Source organism: Nocardiopsis sp. M1B1 (assembly GCF_052466615.1).
This window is the reverse complement of record NZ_CP196194.1, coordinates 5,488,344-5,506,490: the sequence shown is the minus strand read 5'-3', so window position 1 is coordinate 5,506,490 and position 18,147 is coordinate 5,488,344. Positions and strand designations below refer to the sequence as shown.

14 protein-coding genes and 1 pseudogene are annotated in these 18,147 nt (G+C 71.7%); 10 read left to right on the top strand and 5 right to left on the bottom strand.

Going from position 1 to position 18,147, the window contains the following annotated elements; translation table 11 throughout:
• Position 1 precedes the first annotated feature (1 nt).
• The 5 genes from mtrB to hpf all read left to right on the top strand — a co-directional run bounded on the left by mtrB (position 2) and on the right by hpf (position 7,139).
• On the top strand, positions 2 to 1,828 hold the full coding sequence (gene mtrB, locus ACSTA4_RS23795; RefSeq protein ID WP_444961090.1) for an MtrAB system histidine kinase MtrB: 1,827 nt from the start codon (positions 2 to 4) through the stop codon (positions 1,826 to 1,828).
• Positions 1,825 to 3,699 carry an LpqB family beta-propeller domain-containing protein gene (locus ACSTA4_RS23790; RefSeq protein ID WP_444961089.1) on the top strand — a complete coding sequence of 625 codons (1,875 nt, stop codon included), beginning with the start codon at positions 1,825 to 1,827 and terminating at the stop codon, positions 3,697 to 3,699. The genes mtrB and ACSTA4_RS23790 overlap by 4 nt, the downstream gene beginning before the upstream one ends.
• Positions 3,700 to 3,783: 84 nt before the next feature.
• A complete protein-coding gene (locus ACSTA4_RS23785; RefSeq protein ID WP_444961088.1) occupies positions 3,784 to 4,626 on the top strand; it encodes a maleylpyruvate isomerase family mycothiol-dependent enzyme in 843 nt (280 codons plus the stop codon).
• Positions 4,627 to 4,929: 303 nt separating this feature from the next.
• Positions 4,930 to 5,712 carry a ComF family protein gene (locus tag ACSTA4_RS23780; protein ID WP_444961087.1) on the top strand — a complete coding sequence of 261 codons (783 nt, stop codon included), beginning with the start codon at positions 4,930 to 4,932 and terminating at the stop codon, positions 5,710 to 5,712.
• 749 nt (positions 5,713 to 6,461) lie between these two features.
• Positions 6,462 to 7,139 carry a ribosome hibernation-promoting factor, HPF/YfiA family gene (hpf, locus tag ACSTA4_RS23775; protein ID WP_444961086.1) on the top strand — a complete coding sequence of 226 codons (678 nt, stop codon included), beginning with the start codon at positions 6,462 to 6,464 and terminating at the stop codon, positions 7,137 to 7,139.
• Positions 7,140 to 7,469: 330 nt separating this feature from the next.
• Here the strand turns inward: hpf and ACSTA4_RS23770 are convergent, their stop codons facing one another.
• Positions 7,470 to 7,994: a hypothetical protein gene (locus ACSTA4_RS23770; protein ID WP_444961085.1), complete on the bottom strand. Its 525-nt coding sequence runs from the start codon at positions 7,992 to 7,994 to the stop codon at positions 7,470 to 7,472.
• A gap of 478 nt (positions 7,995 to 8,472) precedes the next feature.
• On the opposite strand from ACSTA4_RS23770, the gene secA reads away from it, so the two are divergent.
• Entirely contained in the window at positions 8,473 to 11,316 is a 2,844-nt protein-coding gene (gene secA, locus ACSTA4_RS23765) for a preprotein translocase subunit SecA (RefSeq protein WP_444961084.1), read from the top strand.
• 144 nt (positions 11,317 to 11,460) lie between these two features.
• Here secA and ACSTA4_RS23760 read toward each other — a convergent pair whose 3' ends face one another.
• Entirely contained in the window at positions 11,461 to 11,913 is a 453-nt protein-coding gene (locus tag ACSTA4_RS23760; protein ID WP_013154742.1) for an Lrp/AsnC family transcriptional regulator, read from the bottom strand.
• Positions 11,914 to 12,025: 112 nt separating this feature from the next.
• On the opposite strand from ACSTA4_RS23760, the gene ACSTA4_RS23755 reads away from it, so the two are divergent.
• Positions 12,026 to 12,640 carry a LysE family translocator gene (locus ACSTA4_RS23755; RefSeq protein WP_444961083.1) on the top strand — a complete coding sequence of 205 codons (615 nt, stop codon included), beginning with the start codon at positions 12,026 to 12,028 and terminating at the stop codon, positions 12,638 to 12,640.
• Between the two features lie 37 nt (positions 12,641 to 12,677).
• Here the strand turns inward: ACSTA4_RS23755 and ACSTA4_RS23750 are convergent, their stop codons facing one another.
• The 3 genes from ACSTA4_RS23750 to ACSTA4_RS23740 form a co-directional block, all read right to left on the bottom strand.
• A complete protein-coding gene (locus ACSTA4_RS23750) occupies positions 12,678 to 13,418 on the bottom strand; it encodes an MBL fold metallo-hydrolase (RefSeq protein WP_444961082.1) in 741 nt (246 codons plus the stop codon).
• Between the two features lie 116 nt (positions 13,419 to 13,534).
• Positions 13,535 to 15,010 (bottom strand): PTS transporter subunit EIIC, encoded by a 1,476-nt coding sequence (locus ACSTA4_RS23745; protein ID WP_444961081.1) that lies wholly within the window; start codon positions 15,008 to 15,010, stop codon positions 13,535 to 13,537.
• Positions 15,011 to 15,052: 42 nt separating this feature from the next.
• A complete protein-coding gene (locus ACSTA4_RS23740) occupies positions 15,053 to 15,790 on the bottom strand; it encodes a GntR family transcriptional regulator (RefSeq protein ID WP_013154738.1) in 738 nt (245 codons plus the stop codon).
• Between the two features lie 314 nt (positions 15,791 to 16,104).
• Between ACSTA4_RS23740 and ACSTA4_RS23735 the strand changes: the two genes are divergently transcribed.
• The 3 genes and pseudogenes from ACSTA4_RS23735 to ACSTA4_RS23725 all read left to right on the top strand — a co-directional run bounded on the left by ACSTA4_RS23735 (position 16,105) and on the right by ACSTA4_RS23725 (position 18,031).
• Positions 16,105 to 17,145 (top strand): SIS domain-containing protein, encoded by a 1,041-nt coding sequence (locus ACSTA4_RS23735; protein ID WP_248771862.1) that lies wholly within the window; start codon positions 16,105 to 16,107, stop codon positions 17,143 to 17,145.
• Between the two features lie 101 nt (positions 17,146 to 17,246).
• Positions 17,247 to 17,492, top strand: a pseudogene (locus ACSTA4_RS23730) (glucose PTS transporter subunit EIIB); the annotation flags it as partial.
• A 50-nt stretch (positions 17,493 to 17,542) separates the two neighbouring features.
• Positions 17,543 to 18,031, top strand: coding sequence for a PTS sugar transporter subunit IIA (locus ACSTA4_RS23725; protein ID WP_212642989.1), 489 nt, complete (start codon positions 17,543 to 17,545; stop codon positions 18,029 to 18,031).
• The last annotated feature ends 116 nt before the right edge of the window (positions 18,032 to 18,147 follow it).

The window sequence follows — 18,147 nt, the reverse complement described above, 5'->3', positions numbered from 1 at the left end:
CATGACCGCAGCCACACCAGAGGAGGAGCGGGGGACCGCCTCCGACACGCAGATCCCGCCCTCCGGGCCGCCCGCGGCCCGAGGTCGCTGGCGCGACGGCGGCACCGGGCTCACCCGCTCCTACGCGCTCGCCCAGCGCGCCGCCCGCGCCCTGGTGCGCGGCGTCCACAGCAACTGGCGCCGCTCGCTGCACCTGCGGGTCATCTCCACCACCCTGGTGCTGTCCCTGGTGGTCATGGTGGGCCTGGGATACGTGCTCATCTCCCAGGTGCGCGGCGGCCTGCTCGACGCCAAGATCTCCACGGCCGTCACCGACCACCGCGCCGGGCTCAACTACGCGTCGGCCGAACTCCAGGAGAACGAGTCGGGCGACCGCAACCGGCTCATGTACAACCTCGCCAACGAGCTCACCAGCCGCAGCGGCGACACCGGGCTGTACAGCGTGGTCATCCTGCCCTCGGTGGGCGGCGAGGTCGGCTGGGCCACCGGCGAGGGCAGCGTCCCGCAGCGGCTCATCAACCAGGTCCACGAGTCCGAGGTGGACGAGCAGCAGTACCACACGTACACGCGCATCACCACCGACCAGGGTGAGGAGCCCGCGCTGGTGGTCGGCGCGCAGCTCACGCGCGCCTACGAGCTGTACTACATCTTCCCGCTCCAGCACGAGCAGCAGATCCTCGACCTGGTCCAGGGCACGGTCGGCCTGGTGGGCGTGCTGCTGGTCATCCTCCTGGGCCTGATCGCCTTCGTCATCACCCGGCAGGTGGTCAGCCCCGTCCGCTCGGCCGCCCAGTCCGCCGAACGCCTCTCCTCGGGCGACCTCACCGAACGCATGGCCGTGCACGGCGAGGACGACCTCGCCCGGCTGGCCCTGTCCTTCAACGACATGGCGGGCAACCTCCAGGAGAAGATCCAGGAGCTGGAGGAGCTGTCCAAGCTCCAGCGCCAGTTCGTCTCCGACGTCTCCCACGAACTGCGCACCCCGCTGACCACCATCAAGATGGCCGGGGACGTGCTCTTCGACGAGCGCGAGGAGCTCGACCCCACCATGCGCCGCTCGGTGGAGCTGCTGCAGAGCCAGGTGGAGCGGTTCGAGGAACTCCTCTCCGACCTGCTGGAGATCAGCCGCCACGACGCCGGGGCCGCCACCCTGGGCACCGAGTCGCTCGACATCCGCGACGCCGTCATGAAGGCCGTCGGCGACGCCGAGCAGATCGCCGAGCGGCGCGGCATCAAGGTCGTGCTGCGCCTGCCCACCGACCCCTGCACCGCCGAGTACGACGGCCGCCGCATCAACCGCATCCTGCGCAACCTCGTGGTCAACGCCATCGAGCACAGCGAGGGCCGTGACGTGGTGGTCACCGCCGCGTGCGACCGCGACGCGGTCGCCGTGGCCGTGCGCGACTACGGGGTGGGCCTCAAGGAGGGGGAGGAGCACCTGTGCTTCGACCGCTTCTGGCGCGCCGACCCGGCCCGGGTGCGCACCACCGGCGGCACCGGCCTCGGACTCTCCATCGCCAAGGAGGACGCCACCCTGCACGGCGGCTGGCTCCAGGCGTGGGGACAGCCCGGCCAGGGCTCCCAGTTCCGCCTGTCCCTGCCGCGCCGCTCCGGCAGCGAGCTGCGCGGCTCCCCCCTGCCGCTGGTGCCGCCGGAGTTCGCGCTGGGCCGTACCTACACCACCTTCGCCGACAAGGCCGACAAGGGCGAGAACGGCAACGGCGCCGTCCGCGCCGAGAAGGTGCCGGCCAGGAACGGCGCGGACACCACGGAGGAGGGCGCGGCCGCCGTCCGCGCCGAGCAGCGCGAGGGCGAGGAGAAGCTGTGAGGACACCGCACCGGTTCGGCCGCGCCGCGCGCGCCTGCCTGGCCGCGGCCGTGGCGGCCGTGTCCATGGCGGCCTGCGCGACCGTCCCCACCACCGGCCCTGTCGTGGCCAGCGACGGCAACGAGTCCGAGGGCGACCCCTACGGCGGCTACGTGCGCCTGCTGCCCGCCGGACCCCAGGAGGGCGTGGCGCCGGAGGGCCTGGTCAGCGACTTCCTCAAGGACATGGGCAGCTTCGAGCAGGACTACGAGGCCGCCCGCAGCTACATGCTGTCGAGCACGGACGAGTCGTGGAACCCGGACGGGACGGTCAAGGTCTTCCCCGGCCACGACACCGTCGACCTCGACACCACGATCAGCGGAGACGGGCTCACCGCCACCGTGCGGATGCGCAGCTCACTGGTGGCCACGATCGACGAGGACGGCAGGTACGTCTCCGGCGACTCCGGCCGCCTGCTCGACGAGACCTTCGTCCTGGCCCGGGAGAACGAGGACCCCGAGGGCGAGTGGCGCATCCAGAGCCTGCCGGACGAGCTCGTCCTCAGCCAGCTCGACCTGGAGCGCACCCACCGCCCGTTCAACCTGTACTACTTCAACCCCGACGAGAACGCCCTGGTCCCGGATCCGGTCTACCTGCCCGTCAGCAACGACGAGCTCACCAAGCGCCTGCTGCACAGGCTCATCCGCGGCCCCAGCGCCTGGCTGGACCCCTCCGTGCACTCCTCCTTCTCCGAGGACGCCGATCCCGAGGTGGAGGTGGACGAGGACCGGGCGACCGTCAGCGTGACCGCCCCCGGCCAGGCCGACGAGTTCGGCATGGGCGCCCAGATCGCCTGGACCCTGCGCCAGCTGCCGGAGATCCAGGAGTTCACGCTGCGGGTGAACGGCAACGAGGTGGACTTCCCCGGGGCCGAGGGCGAGAGCGCCGACCGGCCGCGACCGGGCAGCACCTACTGGTCGGAGGTCAGCCCCGGCGCGACCTCGCCCGGCGTCCACGTCTACTACTCCCACGAGGGCCAGCTGTGGGCGGCCTCGGACTGGGACACCGACACCTTCGGCAGCGGCGAGCCGGTGCCCGGCCCCCTGGGATCGGGCGAGGTCCCCCTGGGCAGGTTCGCGGTGTCGCTGGACGAGCAGACCATCGCCGGGGTCACCACGGGCGGCCGCAGGGTCGTCACGAGCGAGGCCACCCCGGGCGCCGCCGTCCGGGAGGTCCTGGCAGACGGGGTCTTCACCGAGCTGTCCTGGGACGTCAACGGCGACCTGTGGGTGGTCGAGGAGGTCGACGAGGAGGACGGTGAGGAAGGCGAGGAGGCGCGGGAGGACTCCGACGCCGAGAGCCCCAACCTCAACGGGCCGCCGCCCTCCCCGGGCCCGACGCACCTGTGGCTGCTGCGCGACGGCCACGAGGTGGTCCGCGTGGACGTGTCCGACCTGCGCGACAGGCCGCTGGTGCAGTTCCAGATCTCCCGGGACGGCACCCGCGCCGCGGTGGTGACCGAGGTGGATGGGCGCCGCTCGCTCCAGGTGGGACGCGTGGTGGAGGACGCCGACGGTCAGGTCTCCGTCGAGTCGTTCGTGACCCTGGCCCGCGAGCTGGAGGACGTCACCGACATCTCCTGGCGCTCGGGCGATCAGCTGGTCGTGCTCGGCACCCGCGAGGGCGGTACCAGCCAGGCCCTCCTGGTGTCGCTGGACGGCGGTACGCCGCCCGCCAGCGCCGGAACCCCCGTCGCCAGCATGGTGACCGTCTCCGGAGCCCCTGGCCAGCCCCTGGTGGCCGGTTCGGACGACGGCAACATCTGGGTGTCCAGCGACCCGCTGAACTGGCAGAGCGTCGTGGAGGGCGGCTCACCGGCCTTCCCGGGCTGAGGCGCCGCGGGCGCGGCCGGACCCCGGCCGCGCCCGCGACGAAACAGGGGTGCGCCCGGCGGGGAGGCCTGGAAGGGTGGCGCCATGGACGACCTGACGCGGCTGGGTACGCCGATCGACGCACGCCCCCACTTCTCCGGGGAGCGGGAGGACCTCCTCGCGCTCCTGCGCGGCCTCACCCCCGACGAGTGGCAGGCCGAGGCCGTGACCGGGTGGAGCGCGCGCGACGTGGCCGCCCACCTGCTCGGCGACGACTACTGGCGCATCGCGGGGATGCGCGACCGCTACCGCGCGGCCCCGGCTCCGGCGCCCGGGGAGCCGCTGGCGGCGTTCATCCACCGCAACAACCAGGAGTGGGTGCGGGCCACCGCCAGGATCAGCCCGCAGGCGCTGGTCCAGACGCTGGAGATGACCGGACGCGAGCTCGCGCGGCTCTGGCGCTCAGCGGACCCGCACGCCCCGGGCGTCGCCGTCTCCTGGGCGGGCGCCGACCCGGCGCCGGTCTGGCTGGACTGCGCCCGTGAACTCACCGAGAACTGGGCCCACCGGCAGCAGATCCGGCACGCCGCCGGGCGGGCCACCGACCCCGGGCCCGCGGGCTCCCTGGTGCTGGACACCTTCATGCGCGCGCTGCCGCACACCCTGCGCGACGCCCCGGCGCGGACCGGAACGCGGGTGAGCGTGGCCGTGGACGGCCCGGACGGCGGCGAGTGGACCGTCACCCGCACCGGGACCGGGTGGTCGCTGGCCCCCGACGCCATGGGGGACTCCGGCCCGCCCGCGGCGGCCGTGCGCTGGGACTTCGAGACCGCCTGGCGGCTGTGCGTGCGGGGGATCGAACCCGAGGAGGCCGAGGCCGGGGGCGACCTCTCGGGCGACCCCGGCCTGGCCCGGGCCTGCTGCCGCATCGTGTCGATCATCCGCTGACCGCGCGGACCGGCCCGGATGGCCGCCGCCGGTCCGTGTGCCGACCGGCCCCGTGCCTTGAGGGGCTCCTCCCGTGCCGCCTTCGCACCGCGGCCGCGACGCCGGGGTGACGGCCGCAGGTTCGCGGGCACCGGTCGCGGCCCGGGCGCCGACCGGTCGGTCCGGGCCGTTCCCGGTGCCGGAACCGCGGTTCCGGGGCCGGAGCGGGAGCCGGTGAGGGGCGCGGAGGAGGCCTTCGGGGGCGTTGTCCACAGATCCGAGAAGGGGCTGGCGGAGGCTGTTCCGGACGCCCAACCTTGAGGTATGGACGAACGGACACATCCCACGGGCGTGCTGCGGTGGATACTCGGCGCGCTGCTCGACCTGCTCCTGCCCCAGCCCTGCGCGGCGTGCGCGGGCCCCTCGGGGCCACTGTGCGCGCACTGCCTCACCGCGCTGCGGCGCCGCCCCCACCGCTGCGCGCCCAGGCCCGGCTGCCCGCCAGTCTGGGCGGTCGGACCCTACGCCGGGCGCCACCGCGGGGTGCTGCTCACCTACAAGGAGGGCCGTGCGGACGCCCTGGCCGCGCCCCTGGGCGGGTGGCTGGCCGCCGCCCACACCGCGTCCGGCCTGGCCCGCCCGGACACCCTGCTCGTCCCCGTGCCCGGGCGGGGCCCGCCGGGCGACCCCCGGGCGCCGGTCACCCGGCTGGCGCGCGCCTGCCTGGCGCAGGCGGGCGGAGCGGGCGCCGGGCGGCTGGCGCCCCTGCTGCGCTATCGGAGCCGTCCCAGGCGCCAGGCCGGTCTGGGGAGGGCCGAGCGCCTGGCCAACCGGGCGGGCACCCTCGTCGCGGACCGTCCGCTTCCCCGGGCCCTCGACGGGGCCCCCGGCGCGCGGTCCGGCCCGGAAGCCGGGGGAGTCGCGGTCGTGGTGGACGACGTCCTCACCACGGGCGCCACGGTGGCCGAGGCGACCCGCGCCCTGCGGGCCCGCGGGATTCCCGTGGCGGGCGCGGTGGTCCTCCTCGAACGCCTGCCCGACTCCGGCGGAGGTCCTTCCCGGGAGAAGGAGGCGGGTGATGCAAGAAGGTTTTACGAACCCTCCTGAACAGGCGAAAAGTCCATGTACGAAGGGGTTTGAGGCAGTTACCGATGAGTTGGGAGGGTGGCTGCTACCTGACATCCTCGCCAGGACAGGTTACGGTCACGGTATGGCACCCGTCCGGGTCCGTGGTTGCGTCGGAGTCTGTGAGCTCCCGGGAACACCGGGGGGCCACTCCGGCAAGCCGATGCCAGGCGCAGGCGAAACGGCCCACGTAAGGCGACTTTTCGTCGACCGATCACGGTGCGCCTTAGAGGTAAGCCCTGCCCCGCGGAGGGTCCAGATGTCCCTCATGACAGGGAGAAGAGCAGTAGTCGCGTACAAGAGCGGCGACACTCTCAGCAGGCGGATGTGGGGACGAAGACCAGGTCGGCCGGACGGGTGGCATCCCATCGTCCGGGGGTTCGCCAACGGCGAACCCCCGGAGACGATCCCCCCGCGTCCCCGCCGCGTGCGTCCCGCCGTGGCCCCGGGCGACCTGCGTTTCATCGAGGGGCGATCCGTCCCGTCAGTCCCAACAGTCCCGGCAGTCCTTTCCTCCACCGCGGCGGCCTCCGCCAATCACGCCCCTGGTAGGCGTGATGACACCCCCGCTGGTGGGTATACGCATCTCCAACCGAGCCGTGCCCCCTACCGGACAGGGGCACCAGCGGAAGGGGGCTAGCGCGACACCCCTCCCGCCCCCCTGACGGCGGAAGGGACGCAGAGCCAGCCTGGCCGTCGTCTTCCGACGGCCACGCGATGAAGGGGGTCCTATGGACATCATCGTCAAGGGTCGACGCACCGGTGTGAGTGAGAAGTTCCGTCAGCACGTCGACAACAAGCTCGACAGGCTCTCCAAGTGGGAGAAGAAGGGCATGACCGTCGACGTGGAGGTGTCCAAAGAGCGCAACCCCAAGCTCGCCGACGTCTGCGAGCGGGTTGAGCTGACCATCCGGACCAACGGTCCGGTCATTCGCAGCGAGGCCGCCGCCTCGGACCGGTACGGCGCCCTCGACCTCGCCCTCGACAAGATCGAGGCCCGCCTGCGCAAGTCCGCGGACCGGCGCAAGGTCCACCGGGGCAACCACGCCCCCGTCTCCGTCGCGTCGGCCACCGCCGGCCTCCCCGGAGACCTGCCCTCGTCCGCCACCGCCACCGCGACGCAGGCTCCCCCCGCGCAGCGGCGCAGCGGCGAGGAGGACGTCAACGGCACCGAGGTGGACGGGAGGTTCTCCGACGAGTTCGTCGAACTCGACACCCAGGGAGACGCTCCCGTCGTCGTCCGGGAGAAGTTCCACCGGGCCAAGCCCATGAGCATCGACCAGGCGCTCATGGAGATGGAACTCGTGGGCCACGACTTCTACCTCTTCCACGACGAGGTCAAGGACGCCCCGAGCGTCGTCTACCGGCGCAAGGGCTTCAACTACGGCGTCCTCCGACTGGTCGACTAGGCAGTGTTTTTTTGGACCTCCGCTTCGCTTCGGTCCGTGTTCGGGCGCCCGGAGAACGGGAATGGGGTTGAAGCAGGCAAGCGGTGCCGGAGACGGGTTCGCTCGTTCCTCGCGAACCCGTCTCCGGCACCTCCAGAACCCCGTGGGCGCCCGAACCGACCCCCACAAGCTGAGACCGGTTCAAAAAACAGACCCTAGACGTCCGCGACCGCCCTCGACGGATCCCCCCGCACGAAGCCGCGGCGGGTCCATCCGGACCCGCCGCGGCGGTGTGCGCTCTCCTCCCCGTGCCCGGCCTCCGTCTCCGCCGGTCCGGCCGTCGGCCCGCGCCTACTCGGGCCGGTGCTCGGCGTCCTCCTGCTTGATCCGGTGCAGCGGGGTGTCGTGCGGTTCCTCGGACTCGGCCCGGGGCGTGTCGAGGACGACGTCGCTCATCAGGTCGAAGACCAGGGCCACCACGGCCGCCGCCACCAGCAGGACCGCGGCGATCACCAGCAGGACCACGGACATCCCCATGGCGACGCCGACCCCGCCCACGACGAACCCGGCGCACGCCAGCAGGACCGCCGCCCACGACGACACGCGCCCGCGATGGCTGTTGCTCGGCGCGAGACTGCCGCCCTGGTGCTGGAACCCCCGGATGCGCCCGAAACGGCTGTCGCCGTCGGGATGCTCCTTCTCCCAGGCCAGCGCGGGGTCGTCGGCCACGGGGTCGCGCCGCAGGACGGGCGACTCCCCGACGATCTCCTTGGCCACGTCGTCGGGAGAACGCGGGGAGGGCGCCGACGGGTCCCTCGCCTCGCGGCCCCCGCCGTCCCGTGTCCCGCGGCCCTTCTTGTCTCGGTTCGTTCGCATGGTGATCCCCCCTGGGAACACGTTCGCGTCCGGTCCGTCCGCGGCCGTTCGGCCGCGGTGCGAACTCCTACCACGTGCCTACCCACGAAAGCCGGGACCCACCTGTGCCCGCGCCGAAAGCGTGGGGAGGCGGGCCGAAAGCGCGTGGAGGCGGTCGGCGTACGCGACCGGCGCCCCGTCCGCGCCGGTATCCGATTCCCCCTGGTACCGGGGCGACGCGAAAAACCTTCCGAGCCCGCTGTCAGGTCTGTGACATGCGGGAACATATCGGTTGGTTTTCTTCGTTGCGCACAGGGAAACGTGCGGTCGGGCCGCTCCACCTGAGAGGGTGGGCGTAGGGTTCGTGTCCTCTAGGATGTAGGGCCGAGGGCCCAGGAACCCCCGCCGCCCTCCGCGGCCACGGGAAAGCGGTCAGCGGGCCTAGATCTGAACTCCACGTGGGTGGAGCCAACCGCGATCTGCGAGGAGCGCATAGGAAGTGCCAGGGATACTCGACAAGCTCCTGCGCGCGGGTGAGGGAAAGATCCTGCGCCGACTCAACAAACTGAAGGACCAGGTCAACTCGCTCGAGGAAGACTACGTCGACCTCACCGACGAGGAGTTGCGCGACCTCACCGGGGAGTACAAGGAGCGCTACGAGGACGGGGAGTCCCTGGACGACCTGCTCCCCGAGGCCTTCGCCACCGTCCGGGAGGCGGCCAAGCGCACCCTGGGCCAGCGCCACTTCGACGTCCAGATCATGGGCGGCGCCGCGCTGCACCTCGGCAACATCGCCGAGATGAAGACCGGTGAGGGCAAGACCCTGACCGGCACCCTCGCGGTCTACCTCAACGCGCTCGCGGGCAAGGGCGTCCACGTCATCACGACCAACGACTACCTGGCCAAGCGCGACGCCCAGAACATGGGCCGCATCTACCACTTCCTCGGCCTCGAGGTCGGCGTCGTCGGACCGCAGATGACCGCGGCCGACCGCCGCAGCGCCTACCAGGCCGACATCACCTACGGCACGAACAACGAGTTCGGCTTCGACTACCTGCGCGACAACATGGCGCTCTCGCTCAAGGACACCGTCCAGCGCGAGCACTACTTCGCCCTGGTCGACGAGGTCGACTCCATCCTCATCGACGAGGCCCGTACCCCGCTGATCATCAGCGGCCCCTCGGAGCAGAACTCCCGGTGGTACGCCGAGTTCGCCAAGATCGCCCCGCGCCTCAAGCGCGAGGAGGACTACGAGGTCGACGAGAAGAAGCGCACCGTCGGCATCACCGAGTCCGGCGTGGCCAAGGTCGAGGACTGGTTGGGCATCGACAACCTCTACGAGGCCGTCAACACCCCGCTCATCAGCTTCCTCAACAACTCGCTCAAGGCCAAGGAGCTGTACAAGCGGGACAAGGAGTACATTGTCAAGGACGGTGAGGTCCTCATCGTCGACGAGTTCACCGGCCGCGTCCTGGCGGGCCGCCGCTACAACGAGGGCATGCACCAGGCCATCGAGGCCAAGGAGCGCGTCAAGATCAAGGACGAGAACCAGACTCTCGCCAAGGTCACCCTCCAGAACTACTTCCGCCTCTACGAGAAGCTCGCCGGCATGACCGGTACCGCCCAGACCGAGGCGGCGGAGTTCACCCAGACCTACAACGTCGGCGTGGTGCCCATCCCCACCAACAAGCCGATGGTCCGTCAGGACGTCAAGGACGTCGTCTACAAGCACGAGGACGCCAAGTTCCAGGCGCTCGCCGAGGACATCGCCGAGCGCCACGAGGCCGGGCAGCCGGTCCTGGTCGGCACCACCAGCGTCGAGAAGTCCGAGCTGCTGTCCCGGATGCTCAAGCGCGAGGGCGTGCCCCACGAGGTCCTCAACGCCAAGAACCACGCCCGTGAGGCCGCGATCATCGCCCGCGCGGGCAAGCTCGGCGCGGTCACCGTCGCCACCAACATGGCCGGTCGCGGTACCGACATCATGCTGGGCGGCAACCCCGACTTCCTCGCCGACGAGGAGCTCCAGGGCCGCGCTCTGAGCCCGCTGGAGACCCCCGAGGAGTACGAGGCCGCCTGGCCCGAGGCGCTGGAGAAGGCCAAGGCCGACTACGAGGAGGAGCACGAGAAGGTCGTCGAGGCCGGCGGCCTGTACGTGCTCGGCACCGAGCGCCACGAGTCGCGGCGCATCGACAACCAGCTCCGCGGCCGCTCCGGCCGCCAGGGGGACCCCGGCATCTCCCGCTTCTACCTCTCCCTCCAGGACGACCTGCTGCGCCTGTTCAACAGCAGCCGTCTGGAGGCGTTCATGAACCAGCTGAACATCCCGGACGACCAGCCCATCGAGTCCGGCATGGTCAGCAAGGCGATCGCCTCCGCGCAGGGCCAGGTCGAGACGCAGAACTTCGAGATCCGCAAGAACGTCCTCAAGTACGACGAGGTCCTCAACCGCCAGCGCAAGGTCATCTACGCCGAGCGCCGCAAGGTCCTGGAGGGCCAGGACCTGCGCGACCAGGTCATGAGCATGCTGGAGGAGGTCCTGCGCGGCTACGTCGTGGAGGAGACCGCCAACGGCGACCCCAGCGACTGGGACCTCGACAAGCTCTGGCGGGCGTTCAAGCAGGTCTACCCGATCAGCTTCACCGTCGACGAGTTCATCGAGGAGAACGGCGACCTGCACACGCTGACCACCGAGGTGATCTCGGAGCGCGTGGTGGAGGACGCCAACACCGCCTACGAGGCCCGCGAGGCCGAGCTGGGCGAGGAGGCCATGCGCGAGGTCGAGCGCCGGGTCATCCTCCAGGTCATGGACCGCAAGTGGCGTGAGCACCTCTACGAGATGGACTACCTCCAGGAGGGCATCGGGCTGCGCGCCATGGCGCAGCGCAACCCGCTGATCGAGTTCCAGCGCGAGGGATTCGACATGTTCCAGCAGATGCTGGAGGCCATCAAGGAGGAGTCCGTCGGCTACCTCTTCAACGTCGAGGTGCAGGTCCGCAAGAAGGAGGAGCCCGCCCTCACCACGGCCGCCGCGGCCAGGACCGCCGCAGCCGTCGGCGGCTCCGCCAGCGCGACCGCCGTCGCGACCGCTGTGGAGGAGGACGAGGAGGTCCAGGACGCCGCCTCCCCGGTGGAGGAGGCCGAGCCCGCCGAGGACGTGGTCGTCCCCGGCTTCGGCGAGGGCCAGCCCAACCGGCTCCAGTACTCCGCGCCGAGTGAGGACGGCACCGTCGAGCGCCACAGCGAGACGGCCGACGAGTACTCCGGCACCGCGCGCAACGCGCCCTGCCCGTGCGGCTCCGGCAAGAAGTACAAGAAGTGCCACGGCGACCCGGCCGCCAAGTAGGCGGGCGGTAGGCCCCGGCGGCAGCCGGAACACGACGCGCTCGGGCGCGGCTCCCACGGGGGCCGCGCCCGAGCGCGTTCGCCGTCCGCTCCGCGGGCGCGCCCGGGCGGCCGCGGACCGCCGCCCGGACACGGGCGCCCGGACTCAGGCGGGCAGGGGCCGCTCCCGCACGACGTGCTTCATCACCAGCGTCGAACTCAGGTGCTGGACGCCGGGCAGGGTGGCCAGGGACTCGTCGTAGAGCACGCGGAAGGCGGCCAGGTCGGCGCTGACCACGCGCAACAGGTAGTCGGGGTCGCCGAACAGGCGCTCGGCCTGGACGACCTGGGGGATGTCCTCCACCGCCCGCTCGAAGGCCGCGACGGTGTCCCGGTCCTCCTGGCGCATGGTGACGAAGACCAGCGCCTGGAAGCCCAGCCCCACCGCCTCGGCGTCCACGACCGCGCGGTACCCGCTGACCACCCCGGCGCGTTCGAGTTCGCGCAGTCTGCGGTGGCACGGGGAGACGCTGAGCCCGACGCGGTGGGCCAGTTCGGTGACGCTCAGACGGCCGTCCTCCTGGAGCTCGGCAAGAATCTTCCGGTCGACGTTGTCCATGGAGGAGATTCTTCCACCAACGGCGGTTTCGGCCGCAAGAAGTGGAACCATTTTCGGGCGTTTTATGGCTACTCTTCCCCTCTGAGCAGGAGTTTCGAGGAGAGGAGTGGCCGTGGAACCGGCTTCGGTCGCGGCGTTCTGGACGGTGTCGGTCCTGCTGATCCTGGTACCGGGGGCGGACTGGGCCTACACCATCTCCGCCGGGCTGAGGGACCGCTCGGTGCTCCCGGCGGTGTCCGGGCTGCTGCTGGGCTACGTCGCCCTCACCGGGGTCGTCGCGGGCGGGGTCGCGGCGCTGGTGGCCAGCACACCGGCCGTGCTCACCGGCCTGACCCTGGCGGGCGCCGCCTACCTGGTGTGGCTCGGAGCGGTCACTTTGGCCCGTCCGGCGGTGCCCGGCGCGGGCGGAGCCGCGGTGCCCTCCTCCTGGGGCTCGCGCGTGCTGACCGGTACCGGCGTCAGCGGTCTCAACCCCAAGGCGCTGCTGCTGTTCCTGGCCCTGCTGCCGCAGTTCACCGACCCCGCGGGCGGGTGGCCGATGGCCGCGCAGATCGGCACCCTGGGTCTGGTGCACACGGCCAGCTGCGGGGCGGTCTACCTGTGCGTGGGCGTGCTCGCCCGCACGGTGCTGGGAACCCGCCCCGCCGCCGCGCGCGCCGTCAGCCGCTTCTCGGGGGCGGCCATGATCGTGATCGGCGTGGGCCTGATGGCCGAACGCCTCCTCTAGGGCGCGGGCCGACCGTCCCCGCGACGCCGCCGCGGTGTCAGGAGGGGCCGTGCCGAAGGGCGCACTCGGCCATCCTCTCCGCGCCGTCCCGCCACTCCTCGCCGTGTCCCACGAGCACGGTCCGCGCCCCCGTGTCCGCGATCGCGCCCAACGACGCCAGAGCGCGCTCCTCGTCCGCGGTCGCCGCTCCCGACACGATCTGCGGTCCGTACGTGCCCCGGTACGGGTTGAGGGTCACCACGGCGTCGCCGGCGATGACCGCTCCGCGGTCCGGGAAGTGCAGGGCGCAGTGGCCGAGTGTGTGACCCGGGGTGGGAACGACCCGCGGCGCCCCGGGCACCGGCAGTTCGCCGTCACGGAAGCGGTGCACCTCCCTGACCGGCTTCGGCCACCACGCCCGCCGCCCCACGAATGAGGCGACCATCGGAAAGGCCTTCACCTGCGTCAGGAAGTAGGGAGTGCGGGCACGCGCGTGCCCGTACTGGCGGGGATGCCGTGTGAGCGGAACGTCGTTCTCGTGTATGTGGACGGGAACGCCCATCTCGGACCGGATCCGTTCCGCGAACCCGAGGTGGTCGAAGTGCCCGTGCGTCAGTACCAGGGCGCGGATGTCCCGGGGCTGCCGCCCGAGCAGCATCAGGGCCCGCCGCAGGGAGTCCCACGAGCCGCCCACCCCGGCGTCGACGATCGTCAGCAGCCCTTCGTCCTCGACGATGAACCAGTTGACGTACCCGTCCCGCACGCAGTGGATGCCCTCCGCCACGTCCTTCCTGAACATCGCCCACCTCCCGGGAGGTCGATGAATCCGGTCTGGTGCGTCGGACTGCCCTGACACGAGCGGCCCGAAACCCGTGCACGGGTTCCGGGCCGCGGGCCCGCGGACGCCCCGGCGGATCAGCCGGAGGAACCCGTCCCGCCCTTCGATGGACCTCCGGACTCCGGCGGGTCCTCGCCGGTGTTGGTCTCGGTGTGCGCCCGCACGGTCTCGCCCGGCTCGTCCGGGTCGCGCTCGCGGCCCGGCGTGGGCAGGTTCAGGCGGGTGATGAGCAGGTAGAAGATCCCGAAGTAGGCCGCGAAGTACACCAGGCCCAGCAACAGGATCAACCCCAGCCCCTGGGTGTTGTCCTTCGTGGCGTTCAACAGCATGTCGATCAGGCCCGCCGAGAACCCGAAGCCCAACTGGGCGTCCACCGCGTTGAGCACCGCCATCGAGACGCCGGTCAGCACCACGTGCACCGCGAACAGCGCCGGTGCCACGAAGATGAACGCGAACTCCACCGGCTCGGTGATGCCCGTCGCGAACGCCGTCAGCGCCGCGGGGATCATGATCGAACCGATCTGCGTCCGCCGGGCCTTGGGCGTGGCCAGCCACATCGCCAGCGCCGCGCCGGGCAGGCCGAACATCAGCACCGGGAAGAACCCGGACAGCAGGCCGCCCGCGTCCGGATCTCCGGCGAAGTAACGGGTGATCTCGCCGTGCGTCACGGTGCCGTCGGGAGCGGTGTAGGTGCCCGACACGAACCAGATGAACGAGTTCACCACGTGGTGCAGGCCCAGCGGCAGCAGCAGGCGGTTGATCACCCCGTAGGCTCCGGCTCCCACCGCGCCCGCACCGATGATGCCCTCGCCCAGGTCCTGGATCCATCCGCCCACGACCGGCCAGATGAGGCCGAGGGCCACGCCCATCAGCAGACCGGCCAGCGCCGTCACGATCGGCACGAACCTGCGGCCGCCGAAGAAGCCCAGCCAGGTCGGCAGCTTGATCCGGTGGTAGCGCTGCCACAGCACGGCCGCCACCAGGCCCACCGCGATGCCGCCGAGCACGTCGGTCGGGTTCTTCACCGCGTGGTTGATCACCGGCATGACCGCGTTGACGGCCTCGGGATCGGTGACGGGCTGGCGGGTCACCGGGTCCACCGCCAGCGGGTACGTGGTCAGCCGCGACCCCAGGTCGCCCGTGGCACCGTCGAAGGTCACCATCGTCCACGTGGCAACCCGGTCGAACACCAGGTAGCCCACGACCGCGGCCAGGGCCGTCGAACCGTCGGCGCGCTTGGCGAACCCGATCGCCACACCGATCGCGAACAGCAGCGGCAGGGCCTGGAAGACCGCGTCGCCCGCCATGCCGACGGCGCCCGCGACCGGCTCCATCCAGCCCATCCCGGAAAGCCCGGCCAAGCCGTCCGCGCCGAGCAGGTCGGGCTGGCCCAGGCGGAGCAGGATCGCGGCGGCGGGCAGGACCGCGATGGGCATCATCAGGCTGCGGCCGAGCCTTTGCAGGACGGCGAGCGTGGACGAGCCGCGCTTGGACCGGCCCGCGCCGCCCGGGGGCTGCGACGCGGTCGGTGTCGGGGTCTGGTCCGAACTCATGGGGGGTCCTTCCTCGGACACGCGCCTCGTGGGCGCGGGACTTCAGTCGCCGTGCCGCCGGGGGTCCAGCCGGGAGTGCAGCTGGTAGCGGTCGGCTCGGTAGGTGGACAGTGCCAGTTCCACGCACTGTCCGTTGGCGAAGCTCCGGCGCTGCATCACCAGCACCGGGCTCCCAGCTGGCAGGCCGAGGAGTCGGGAGTCGGCCGAGTCGCAGATCCCGGCCTCGATGGTCTGTTCCCCGGAATCCAACAGGATGTCGAACTCGTTTTCCAGCACCTCGTAGAGGGACCGTTCGGCGAGGTCGTAGTCCTCCAGGCCCGGGACCATGGCGGCGGGGATGTTGGAGCGCTCCACGGCCATCGGCTCGTCGTCGGCGGTGCGCATGCGCTCGATGTGGTGCACCAGCGTGCCCGGCGCGATGTCGAGCATGCGCGCGGTGTGCCCGCTCGCCGGGATGACCTGGCGGATCAGCTCGCGGGCTCCCGGTTCGAAGCCGCGTGCGCGCATGTCCTCGCTGAAGGAGGCCAGCACCAGGGACATCTCGATCTTGGGACGGGCGATGAAGGTCCCCTTGCCGGGGACCCGGTACAGCCGCCCCTCGGCCACCAGCAGGTCGATGGTCTGGCGGACGGTCATCCGCGAGAGCCCGTAGGTGGCGCTGAGCTCGCGCTCGGAGGGGATCATGTCGTCCACGCCCAGCCCCGCCGCGGTGATCCAGTCCAGGAGCAGGTCGCGCAGTTGGCTGTACTTGGGCAGCGGGTTGCTGGGGTCGATCGACATGGAGCGGGCGGCCTTCTCGGTCGGCGGGTGGGTTGGCGTCAGACCTTAGCGCGGACGGACCCTGCGTGTCCGGCGCACCCGGTCCGGGTACCTCCGGGACGATTCGGACATGACTGGTATAGTCCGGACTAGACCACAGCTCCGACCGCGTGTCAATCCACCCAAGGGCAGGCGGTTCGCACCTGTTATCGGGGCGGACCGGGGGCCCGTCCGGGAGTCCGCTCCACCCGCTCGACACCCCTGCCCGCCGTCCGCCAGCCCGACACGCGCTCCGCCGCGTCCACCGCCCGCGCCACCCACAGGAAAGGCCCTCCATGACCACCACGAGCGTGATGCGTTCCGAGATCGCCGAGCAGCCCGAGGCGCTGCGCCGCACCTTCGCCGAACTCCTGCCGCTGCGCCCCCAGATCGAGGCCCTGGGCCGCCGCACCAGGCACGTGCTGTTCATCGCCCGCGGCTCCTCCGACAACGCCGCGGTCTACGGCAGCTACCTCCTCCAGGCGCACACCGGCCGCCTGGCCACCCTGGGCTCGCCGTCCATCGCCACCACCTACGGGGCGCGGATCGACCTGTCCGACGTCCTGGCCGTCGCGATCTCCCAGTCGGGCAAGACCGAGGAGATCGTGGAGACCATGCGCTGGGCCGCCGACTGCGGCGCACGCACCGTCGGCGTCACCAACGGCGCGGAGTCCCCGCTGGCCCGCGAGGCCGACGTCGCCCTGGTCACCCGGGCCGGGAGCGAGGTCGCGGTGCCCGCCACCAAGACCTACAGCACCCAGCTCGCCGCACTCGCCGTCCTGGCCCTGGGCCTGGGCGCCGACCTGGACCCCGGCGACCTCACCCGCGTCTGCGAGGGCATCGAGGAGACCCTCGCGGCGCCCTCGGACGCCCTGGAGGAGATCGTCGAGCGGATGGTCGCCGTGCAGGGAGCGGTCATCTCCGGCCGCGGTCTGGCCTTCTCCACCGCGCTGGAGGCCGCACTCAAGCTCAAGGAGGCCTGCTACCTCCACGCCATGGGCCTGTCCTACGCCGACCTGCTGCACGGACCCATCGCCGTGGTGGACCCGCGCACCCCCGCCCTGCTGGTGGCCGCGCCCACCGGCCCGACCCTCCAGGGCACGGTCTCCCTCGCCGAGCGCGTCCGCTCCGCCGGGGCGCCGGTCTTCGGCTTCGGCGGCGGCGACGCCCTGGCCGCCGCCAGCGACGTGTCCGTGCCGGTCCCCGACGTGCCCGAGTGGGTGTCCCCGATGAACCTCATCGTCCCCGCCCAGCTGCTCACCGAGCGCCTGGCCCGCCGCCTGGGCTACAACCCCGACGTCCCGCGCGGCCTGAACAAGGTCACGCAGACCTCCTGAGCGGAGCGCAACACCCCGTCCGGCCCCCGACCCTGGTGCGCGCGGTGCGCCGCCCCTAAGCTCGCCCTCAGGTTTCGGGTACACCCCGTTCCACGGCAGAACACGGAGGACACATGGCGGACAAGGCAGCGGCGATCATCGCCGGTCTGGGCGGCGCGGACAACATCGAGGACATCGAGCCCTGCATCACCCGGCTGCGCACCGAGGTGGCCGACCCCGGTCTCGTGGACGAGAAGGCCCTCCAGGCCTCCGGAGCCCACGGCGTGCTGATCTCGGGCAACGTCGTCCAGGTGGTGGTCGGTCCCGAGGCCGACGTCCTCACCGACGACATTCGGGACCTGCTCTAACAGGCCCCGCCAGGAAGGATCAAACCCTCCAGGGAGGGAAGACACCCCCCATGTCAGATGTGATCGGTACGCTGCGCGTACTCTCCCCCGTGCCCGGAACGGCGCTGTCCCTCGAAACGGTGCCCGACCCCGTCTTCTCCCAGTCGATGGTCGGCCCCGGGGTCGCCGTCCACCCCGAGCCCGGCCAGGAGGGCGGGCAGGAGGGCGTCCAGGACGCCGTGTCCCCGATCGCGGGGACCCTGGTCAAGCTGCACCACCACGCGTTCGTGGTGATGGCGCCCGACCACCGCCGGGGTGTGCTCGTCCACCTGGGCATCGACACCGTCCAGATGGCGGGGGAGGGGTTCACCCTCCTGGCCGCCGAGGGCGACCGGGTCGAGCCGGGCACACCGGTGGTGCGCTGGTCGCCGGGTTCGGTGGCCGCGCAGGGGAGGCCGTCGGTGGTCCCGGTGGTCGCCCTGGACGCCTCGCCCGACGCGCTGGGCGAGGTGGTCAGCGGGTCGGTCGACCGGGGGGACACCCTCTTCACCTGGGCCTGAAGGGTGCGCGGACCCGGACCCGCGCACACCGCTCGACGGAGCCCCGAACCGCCGCCACGCGGGCACGCGTGGCGGCGGTTCCGTCTCCGGGCCTGCCGCAACGGGTATTCTCCGGC

What these genes read in the sequence shown, in the direction of transcription:
- hpf (WP_444961086.1), top strand. Translation starts at nt 6,462, where the DNA reads ATGGACATCATCGTCAAGGGTCGACGCACCGGTGTGAGTGAGAAGTTC.
- ACSTA4_RS23740 (WP_013154738.1), bottom strand. Translation starts at nt 15,790, where the DNA reads ATGTCGATCGACCCCAGCAACCCGCTGCCCAAGTACAGCCAACTGCGC.
- ACSTA4_RS23760 (WP_013154742.1), bottom strand. Translation starts at nt 11,913, where the DNA reads ATGGACAACGTCGACCGGAAGATTCTTGCCGAGCTCCAGGAGGACGGC.
- ACSTA4_RS23745 (WP_444961081.1), bottom strand. Translation starts at nt 15,010, where the DNA reads ATGAGTTCGGACCAGACCCCGACACCGACCGCGTCGCAGCCCCCGGGC.
- ACSTA4_RS23750 (WP_444961082.1), bottom strand. Translation starts at nt 13,418, where the DNA reads ATGTTCAGGAAGGACGTGGCGGAGGGCATCCACTGCGTGCGGGACGGG.
- ACSTA4_RS23780 (WP_444961087.1), top strand. Translation starts at nt 4,930, where the DNA reads ATGGACGAACGGACACATCCCACGGGCGTGCTGCGGTGGATACTCGGC.
- ACSTA4_RS23785 (WP_444961088.1), top strand. Translation starts at nt 3,784, where the DNA reads ATGGACGACCTGACGCGGCTGGGTACGCCGATCGACGCACGCCCCCAC.
- ACSTA4_RS23735 (WP_248771862.1), top strand. Translation starts at nt 16,105, where the DNA reads ATGACCACCACGAGCGTGATGCGTTCCGAGATCGCCGAGCAGCCCGAG.
- mtrB (WP_444961090.1), top strand. Translation starts at nt 2, where the DNA reads ATGACCGCAGCCACACCAGAGGAGGAGCGGGGGACCGCCTCCGACACG.
- ACSTA4_RS23770 (WP_444961085.1), bottom strand. Translation starts at nt 7,994, where the DNA reads ATGCGAACGAACCGAGACAAGAAGGGCCGCGGGACACGGGACGGCGGG.
- ACSTA4_RS23725 (WP_212642989.1), top strand. Translation starts at nt 17,543, where the DNA reads ATGTCAGATGTGATCGGTACGCTGCGCGTACTCTCCCCCGTGCCCGGA.